Origin of the sequence: Binatus sp. (SeqCode) (assembly GCF_036522015.1) — a bacterium.
In the GTDB taxonomy this organism is placed as follows: Bacteria; Desulfobacterota; Binatia; order Binatales; family Binataceae; genus Binatus.
Map to the genome: position 1 here is coordinate 1 of NZ_DATDGQ010000363.1, position 8,150 is coordinate 8,150.

At 60.5% G+C, this 8,150-nt stretch carries 8 protein-coding genes; 5 read left to right on the forward strand and 3 right to left on the reverse strand.

Annotated features, from left to right (window positions below; translation table 11 throughout):
- The 3 genes from VIW95_RS15375 to VIW95_RS15385 form a co-directional block, all read left to right on the forward strand.
- Window positions 1–282, forward strand: a 282-nt coding sequence (locus VIW95_RS15375; protein ID WP_331588107.1) for a hypothetical protein, incomplete at its 5' end; no start/stop codon positions are given.
- Between the two features lie 16 nt (window positions 283–298).
- Complete coding sequence (locus tag VIW95_RS15380; protein WP_414645301.1) at window positions 299–1,063, forward strand: PQQ-binding-like beta-propeller repeat protein; 765 nt, start codon at window positions 299–301, stop codon at window positions 1,061–1,063.
- A 326-nt stretch (window positions 1,064–1,389) separates the two neighbouring features.
- Window positions 1,390–1,935, forward strand: a complete 546-nt coding sequence (locus VIW95_RS15385) for a CC0125/CC1285 family lipoprotein (RefSeq protein WP_331588111.1) — start codon at window positions 1,390–1,392, stop codon at window positions 1,933–1,935.
- A gap of 77 nt (window positions 1,936–2,012) precedes the next feature.
- Here VIW95_RS15385 and VIW95_RS15390 read toward each other — a convergent pair whose 3' ends face one another.
- Both VIW95_RS15390 and VIW95_RS15395 read right to left on the reverse strand, forming a co-directional pair.
- Window positions 2,013–2,705: an OmpA family protein gene (locus tag VIW95_RS15390; RefSeq protein ID WP_331588113.1), complete on the reverse strand. Its 693-nt coding sequence runs from the start codon at window positions 2,703–2,705 to the stop codon at window positions 2,013–2,015.
- A 168-nt stretch (window positions 2,706–2,873) separates the two neighbouring features.
- Window positions 2,874–4,634: an ABC transporter ATP-binding protein gene (locus VIW95_RS15395; protein ID WP_331588115.1), complete on the reverse strand. Its 1,761-nt coding sequence runs from the start codon at window positions 4,632–4,634 to the stop codon at window positions 2,874–2,876.
- 357 nt (window positions 4,635–4,991) lie between these two features.
- On the opposite strand from VIW95_RS15395, the gene VIW95_RS15400 reads away from it, so the two are divergent.
- Both VIW95_RS15400 and VIW95_RS15405 read left to right on the forward strand, forming a co-directional pair.
- Window positions 4,992–6,881, forward strand: coding sequence for a S9 family peptidase (locus VIW95_RS15400; protein WP_331588117.1), 1,890 nt, complete (start codon window positions 4,992–4,994; stop codon window positions 6,879–6,881).
- Window positions 6,882–6,886: 5 nt separating this feature from the next.
- On the forward strand, window positions 6,887–7,483 hold the full coding sequence (locus VIW95_RS15405) for a cytochrome c (protein ID WP_331588119.1): 597 nt from the start codon (window positions 6,887–6,889) through the stop codon (window positions 7,481–7,483).
- Window positions 7,484–7,534: 51 nt separating this feature from the next.
- Here the strand turns inward: VIW95_RS15405 and VIW95_RS15410 are convergent.
- The coding region (locus tag VIW95_RS15410; RefSeq protein ID WP_331588121.1) for an LLM class flavin-dependent oxidoreductase at window positions 7,535–8,150 on the reverse strand (616 nt) is incomplete at its 5' end.

Here is an 8,150-nt window from a genome sequence, read left to right on the forward strand (position 1 = left end):
GCAACGGTTAATGGTGCCTGTCACATCCTACCCTTTCCGGGCACACCTTTGGAGACGGCAAACTTAGATATAATAACGGCGCCGGCAGTTAAAGCGGCGCCGGCATTTAAGGACGGGATTCGAAAAGTATGGGTGGGCACAGAGGGCGGCGATCTGATCACTATCGACGCGGCCTTCGCTACCATCCTTGAGACGGTGTCCTTCGGCGGCAAGGTCGTTTACACGGGGTGCCATGGCCCGAACGTAATCGTCGGTATGCAAGACGGACGTCTTTGCTGTTGATGCGCAGACCGGAGTCATCCGCTGGTCTGCCCAGGGGACCTCACAGGTAAATTCGGCGGTGGAGACGATGGACGTTCTCCTGGTCAATTACCTCGGTAGCGGCAGTCCGAGTACGGCGTTCGACGCATATTCAGGGTCAATACTATGGCAGGCGCCTTACACGGCAAATACAGCAAGCGCGGATAACGGCGTTTTCTACCTAACCAGTCAGTCCAATTTCGGGATGCTGCTAGAGGCTCGTCGCGCGACAGATGGTTCCGTCATCTGGAATCGCCCAGAGCCTAACTTCAACTATGTTGGAGTAACTGCCGTCGGCGATGTGGTCTACGCTGCAACCGAGGATTTTAAACTCTATGCGTTGGACGCATCTAACGGTGTTGCGAATTGGTCCAGCAAGACACCGTCCTATCCAGGAACGCCGCTGTACGCAAAGGAGTTGGTGGGAACGCCGCTGCACACACAGGAGCTGGTGGTGGTCCCATTTGGAGGCGGCCTGGGCCCTCCTTCGGATCCTTCTCCGGGTCTGGCCGCCTATGACGTCGCTACGGGCTCCGAGAGCTGGGTCATTGGCCCATTACCGGGCGCCAGCCCGGGCGATCAACTAATAGCTCCTCTCATGCGCTACTTTACTGGTTTCATTGCTATTCCAACCAAGGGCATCGCATTCTGGTGCGACGGCATGGGGCAGATTTTGGGTCAGTGGAACGTGGGTGGATACATGAGTGGATACATGGGCGGGTTGGCGTATCTAGGCGGCGCCGTTGCCGAATGGCCGCTATAGGGCGCCGCCAAGTCCGATTGAACAACAACGGCAGCAAATACCGCGTTAAATCTCGCCGATGCTCATTGCAATCCTTAATGAAAAGCGCACGTGAATGCTTCTTAGCGGCCAACACAACACTCGCGGTTCATGGCTCATGCTCGCGCTTGTAACATTAAAGGCTGCCCGGCTAACGACGGATTCCCTCTCGCACCATCATCAAACCTGTCGCGCAGTGGGGCGATTCCCCGGCCGGCCAGACTGAAATGGACGGCCAGGTGCGGTTTGGTTCGCGACCGTACTCACGGTATGTTTGATATAACTAATTGTAGGGGGAGATTATACCGATGCGGGGGTGGATCAGGTTGGTCGCTTTGTCGGCCGTTTGCTTGTTGGCTGCTTGTGCCACTGCATATCAGCCCGACGGCGTCTCGGGTGGATATTCCGATCAGCGCCTGAACGACAACACCGCGCAGGTTTCCTTCCGTGGCAATCGGTTCATTTCACCGGACACGCTTCACTCCTACCTGCTCAGAAGGTGCGCGGACGTAACCCTGCAGAATGGGTACCGCTACTTCGTGCTGGTAGCGCCGATTGAAAGCAGTGCCAACGTTGCCGGCACGAGAGTGGATGACCTGTTCAGCGCCAGCACAACGATCAAAATGATCAAAGGCAACGAAGCCAATGCGTATGACGCAGCGGCCGTGATTAGAAACATTCCGGTTGATGAAGGTGAGATTGCGCAGGCATTGCCTGCTCCTACTCTTTCAGAAGGCGCCAGCCGCGCGGCAACGAGTAAGGCAGCGAACGCAAACCTGGTTTCGTCTGCACGCATACCCGTCGCGAATCCGAACGACCTCACCAACGAGCCCCCACCGTTCGAGCATTTCTAAGGGGCGCACCCGAGCGGGTTTAAGGACCTGATGCGGGGCGCTCGCGCGAGTGCGAGCGCCCCGTTTTACGTATGCGGTTATTGTTCGGGCGTCAGTTCGACGCGGCGGTTTTGCGCGCGTCCTTCGTCGGTGTCATTGGTCGCAACGAAGTTGGTCTTGCCGTAGCCGTGTGGATGTAGCCGACTTTCGTTGATCCCAGCATTGACCAGGTAGTCCTCGACCGCGTCGGCGCGCCGGTCCGACAGCTTCAAATTGTACTCCTCGCCGCCGATCGCATCGCAGTATCCATTCACGTCGATGTCCACGTCGGGATTGGCTTTGAGCGTTGAGGCGGCCTCATCAAGCACGGCCGCATCGCCGGGACGGATGTTCGATTTGTTGAAATCAAAGTGCACGCCGCGCAGCACCAGCTTCTCCTTCACCGGCGGCGGTGGAGGTGGCGGCGGTGGTGGAGGTGGCGGAGGCGGTGGTGGCGGAGGCGGCGGCTGAACGATCGGATCGCAATAGTAATGACCCGCGACTCCGCCGATTACTGCGCCGATACCAGCGCCTGCTACTGCGCCCGCGATTTCACGCGAGCTCGAGCCGTCTTTGCCTTCACTGGCGTCGCCGATACCGAAGCCGGCGCCGGCGCCAATCAGTGCACCCGCAGTGGCGCCGTAAACGGTGCACCATCCAAGTTCACGTTGCTGTGCGCATCCGCTTAAGAACAGCGCGATTGCGGCAACGGCCGGCAATAGCAACGACGAAATACGCGATCGAATGTTCATGTCCCCTCCCACCAAGTCGATCTGTCACGTCGCCGAACGCAGACCCCTGCGCTCAAACGAACGGCGTCAACCTAGTTCAGGGAGATGTCGGAACAATTAGTCGCGGATTAATAGAATGTGACGTGAGTGACGCTGGATATCGAGTTGTTAACACCGCGGCTCAGCGGGTTAGATGGTCAGGCTCTGGGCTTCCCAGAGTGCGCGGAAGCGGCCGTCGCGCTGTGCGCTAAGCGACGACCAATCGCCCGACTCGACGACCTTGCCGCCTTCGACGACGTAGATCAGATCGGCCCATCTGATAGTCGAGAGTCGATGCGCGATCAGCACGACGGTGAGCTCGCCGCGGCGGCTTTCGATCGCGTCGAGCACGCGTCCTTCGTTCTCGGAATCCAGGCTGTTGGTCGCCTCGTCGAGGATCAGCATCGACGGGCGGCGCAGGAATGCACGGGCGAGGGCAAGGCGTTGACGCTCGCCCTGCGACACCATCATGCCGCGGTCGCCGACGACGGTATCGAGTCCGTCTTTCAGTCCCGCGACGAAATCGAGCACCGACGCCTGCCTGAGCGCGGCGAGCATTTGGTCCTCGCTCGCGTCGGGCCGCGCCCATTTGAGGTTGGCGCGAATCGTATCGTGAAACAGAAACGTGTCGGGCGCCACATAGCCGATTTGATCGCGCCATCCGCGCACGCCTTCGGGTCCAAGCGGCCGGCCGTCGAGTCTGAGCGTCCCTGAATCAGGCAGCACGAGGCCCATCAGAATGTCGGCGATAGTGCTCTTGCCGGCGCCCGACGGTCCGACCAGCGCGACCACCTTCCCCGCCGGAATCACCAGGCTCAAATCTCTCACCGCGGCCACCCGTCCCTCGCTGTAGGTGAACGATATGCCGTCGGCGGCGAGCTCGCGTGTGAGCGACATCCGATCGTGCGGATGCGCGGCGGGTTCCGCCGCCGCGGCGCATCGCGCTTCGATACCGAGCAGGTTGGCAAACGAGGGCAGCGAGTTGACGAAGGCGCGGTAGTGCTGTTGACCGCTCATGATTCGCGGCATCACACGTGCGAACAGCAGCAACAGGATCAGAATTGACGCGGGCGGCACCGCCAGCACTCGAATCGAGACGTAGAGCACCACTGCCAGAATCATGACCGAACCGAGTTCGAACCAGGTCGCGGCGATTGCTTGTTGACGAACGCCGTCCACGTTGGCTCGCACGACATCGGCACTGAGGCTGGAGAAAATCGAGAAATTTCGTTCCTCCGCGCCGTACGTCTTGGCCGCTTTGAGGCTCTGCAAGTGCTCGATCGTGGCGGCGTAGAGCGACTTGTTGGTGCTCGAGACTTCCTCGCCCTGCGCTTCGATCGCATGCGTGCGTCCGCGAAAGACGAACGTCAGCAGCGCGCCGGAGACCAGCACCAATGCGGTCATCCCGGCCGACAGCGCGAACGCGATCGCCATGTAGAGCATCCCGAGGACAATTTCGCCGGTGAATACGAGCGCGACATTCGTGCCGTTACCGATGCGGTAGATTTCGTGGGTCAGCGCGTGAGTGAAATCCGAAGCGCGGCTGCGGCATACGAACAACCAGTTCGCTTCGGCAATTGAATGATAAAGGCGGCGGCGCAGATGATGCTCGACTTCCTGCTGAACTGCGTACACCCCCACGCTCTGGATCTGTCCGAGCACCGTCCGCGCGCCCACCAGCGTCACGAATACGCCGAGCAGAAGAATCAGCGTTGGATGCAGTCCCATCGCAACGAACGCGTTCGAAAGCATCGCCGCATAGCGTCCCGCCTCGCCCTGTCCCGCCATATTGAAGCCGGCAATCTGCAGGGTAGGAAGCAGCAGCGCGATGCCAATGCCCTCGCTCAGCGAAAACAGAACGGTCACGACGATCACGCCGATCAGATGCCAGCGCGAAACGTGCACCAGCATCGCAAAATAGGTACGCAGGGTGCTCTGCGCGGGCGCGTTGGCGCGACTCTCGGCGAGGGCGTCCGTCCGGCCAGTGCGAGCGTTGGATGCGACTATGGTAGATGTCGTCGAGATTGTATCTTCCCCGAATTACAAGTGTCCTAGCGGCGATGCGATGATCGCTCTAAGCGTATGAGCCCTTTACGTCGCTAGTGAAAGCGACACGAGTTTACAGAGCGCCCGCATCACGGGCAAGTCAGCGCCTTCGTTCTACCCCAAGCTTGCAACAACGGTTGGTGAAAACCGGCGGCCGTTTGGTAAAGAATGCGCGGAACTACCTGGTTGGTGTGAGGAGGTCCCACCAAGACGCCCACAGGAATGCCGCCATTGATTCCGCGCGCGGTGCTGCTCGCTAACCCCAGGCGATCGCAGCCCGTGCTCTCGCCGGACGGCATACGTATCGCGTACCTCGCGCCGAACGAACGCGATGTTCTGCAGATCTGGGTGCGCACGCTTGGCCAAAGCGACGATCGATGCGTCAGTGCAGAGCCGCGGTCGATTCAGAGCTACCAGTGGGCTTGGGACTCGAAGAGCATCCTCTACCGCCAGGACAACCAAGGTGACGAGAACTTCCACTTCTGCACGATAGATCTGGAGACCGCGAATGTCCGCGACCTGACTCCGTGGCAGGGCGTGCGATGCAGTTACATCATGACCAGCGGGAAGCGTCCCGGCGAGATTCTAGCTGTGCTAAACGTCCGCGATCGCAAGCTGATGGACGTGTGGCGGATCGACCTGCGAACCGGGGCGGCAACGCTGGAAGTGGAAAATCCCGGTGACGTCATTTGGTGGGTGGCGGATGATGACCTCGTGGTGCGCGCCGCGCGGGTCCGTACCCCCGATGACGGCTTCGAAGTGCGCGTGCGCACAGATACTGCATCGCCATGGCGGACGCTCTTGAGCGCCGCGCCCGACCAAGGGGTATTTCCGCTGGGCTTCAACCACGATGGGCGCGAGGTCTTCCTCCTTTCCTCGCTCGGAAGCGACACCATAAGAGTGGTGGCGCGCGCGATCGAGTCGGATGGCGAGAGGGTAGTCGCCTCGATGGACGGTTTCGACGCCGAGCGGGTGATGATCCATCCGAGTCGGCAGGCGATCGAGGCGGTGTCGTTCGAACCGGGACGACGGCAATGGAGTGTGATCGATGGCGGCATCGCGGCAGACTTCGAGGCGATACGCGGACTCGACGACGGCGACTTCCGCGTCGTGAGCCGCGACTCCGACGATCGCAAGTGGATCGTCGAGTTCCAGGGCGCTCACCGTTCGACCCGGTACTATCTGTGGGACCGCGCGGCGAAGCAGGCGGACTTCCTGTTCAGCGATCGGCCCGAGTTCGACCAGCTTCAACTCGCCGAGGTCCGCCCGATCAGATATTTCGCGCGCGACGGACTCGAAGTGCATGGCTACCTAGCGCTACCGGCAGGTATCGAGCCGCGAAATCTCCCGCTCGTACTCAATGTCCACGGCGGGCCGTGGCTGCGCGATTACTGGACACTCAACTTGTGGACGCAGCTTCTTGCTAATCGCGGCTACGCAGTGCTGCAGCCTAACTATCGCGGTTCGATGGGATACGGGATGAAGCATCTCCACGCCGGCGATCGGAATTGGGGGCTGAAGATGCAGGACGACCTGACCGATGCGGTGAAGTGGGCAGTTGACGAGGGTATCGCCGGCGCCGAGCGTATCGCGATCATCGGACTTTCGTATGGAGGATATGCGGCGGTTGCGGGCGCGGCCTTCACGCCGGAACTCTACAAGTGCGCCATCGACCTGTGTGGCGGGTGCAATCTGTTCAATATGATCAGATCGTTTCCGCCCTATATTGCAATGCGCGCCCTGTGGAATGCGCGGGTGGGAAATCCTGACGACCCGGCAGATAAGGAGTTGCTGACGAATGCGTCACCGTTATTCGCGGCGGATAGAATCCGGATTCCGCTTCTTATCGTGCAAGGGGCCAACGACTCGCGCACCAAGCAGTCCGAAGCCGAAGAGATCGTGGCGACGATCGAAAAGAACGGCGGCGCGGCAACGTATGTGCTGTACTCCGATGAGGGCCACGGCCTCACGCGCCCGTCCAACACAATGGATTTTCTCGCGCGCGTGGAAAGATTCCTCGCCGAGCATCTGGGCGGACGATGCGAGCCGATGGACGGCGAGCGAATTGAGGGTTCGTCGGCGCTCGTTAGGGTGATCGGTCCCGCGAAATAAAAACTGTGAAAAGAACTTTGCTCGATATCCTGATAGTCGGCGCGCTGGCGGTGATGGCGCTGCTGGTCGCGATATTGCTCCTTTTCCCCGCGATGAACTGGAGCGCGCTGCGCAAACCCGGTCACATGGAAAACAAGCTGGCGGGTTACGTTACGTCCAATTGGATCCGCCGCAATGCCGTCACGCAGTCCAATCCTTTGCCTCCGACCCCGGAGAATCTGAAAACCGGGCAGAGCGACTACGAAGAGCACTGCGCCAAATGTCACGGACTTGAGGGCGACGGCGAAAATCGGTTCGACGCCGACTTCTCTCCGCCAGTCCCGAAGCTAACCGGCGGCACCCAAAAATGGCCGGACGGCGAGATCTACTTCGTAATAGCTAACGGCATTTCTCTGACTGGCATGCCGGGATTTGGAAAGAACCATGCCCCGAAAGAGATCTGGGGAATGGTCTTGTGGGTCCGCCATCTCGCGCAGCTAAGTCCGCCAGAAAAGGCAGCGACCGAATCTCACGCGCGGATGACCACCGATCAGCACGAAAAGATGATGAAGGAAGTCCATCCCGAATCTGAAGATATCCATCAACCTCGCAATCCTGGGTAGTGATTGTTCGGCCCGACTGGGTACGCGATCCCAGAAACTCGTCATCACCGCTTATACGAGCTTGGGGCGGACTTCGGTGTCGAAGCGATCGATGAACGTTGTGAGCGGCTCGCTGCCGAGCGGGCTTATCAGGATTTCATCGACGCCGATTGCGGCGAAGCGATTCAAGTAGTCGGCGATTTCAGCGGGTGGGGCCAGGATGCCTTCGACGTAGCCGCCGGTGTCGGTCCATTTCGGCGCGAAGCCCAGGTACACGCGGTGACTGATCGCGAAGCCGTCGAGGTTGCGGCCGCGCCGCGCGGCGAGCTCGCGAATCCATCCGATGCGCTCTGCGACCTGGTCGGGGTTCATACGCGTTCCATGCCATCCGTCGCCGAGCTCGACTGCGCGGCGGATTGCGCGACGGCTGATGCCTCCCACCCAAATCGGGATGTTGCCGGCAGCGGGCCGCGGGCCGAAGCGCATGCCGCCGAGATCGAAAAACTCGCCGTGAAATTCCGGTACGGCGGAGGACCACGCCGCGCGCATCAGCTTAATCGCCTCGTCGGTGTAGGCGCCGCGCTTCTCGAACGATACGCCGAGCGCGCGGAACTCCGCTTCCAGCCATCCGCTGGCGACTCCCGCGATGACGCGTCCCGACGACAGCCGGTCGATCGTCGCGAGTTCC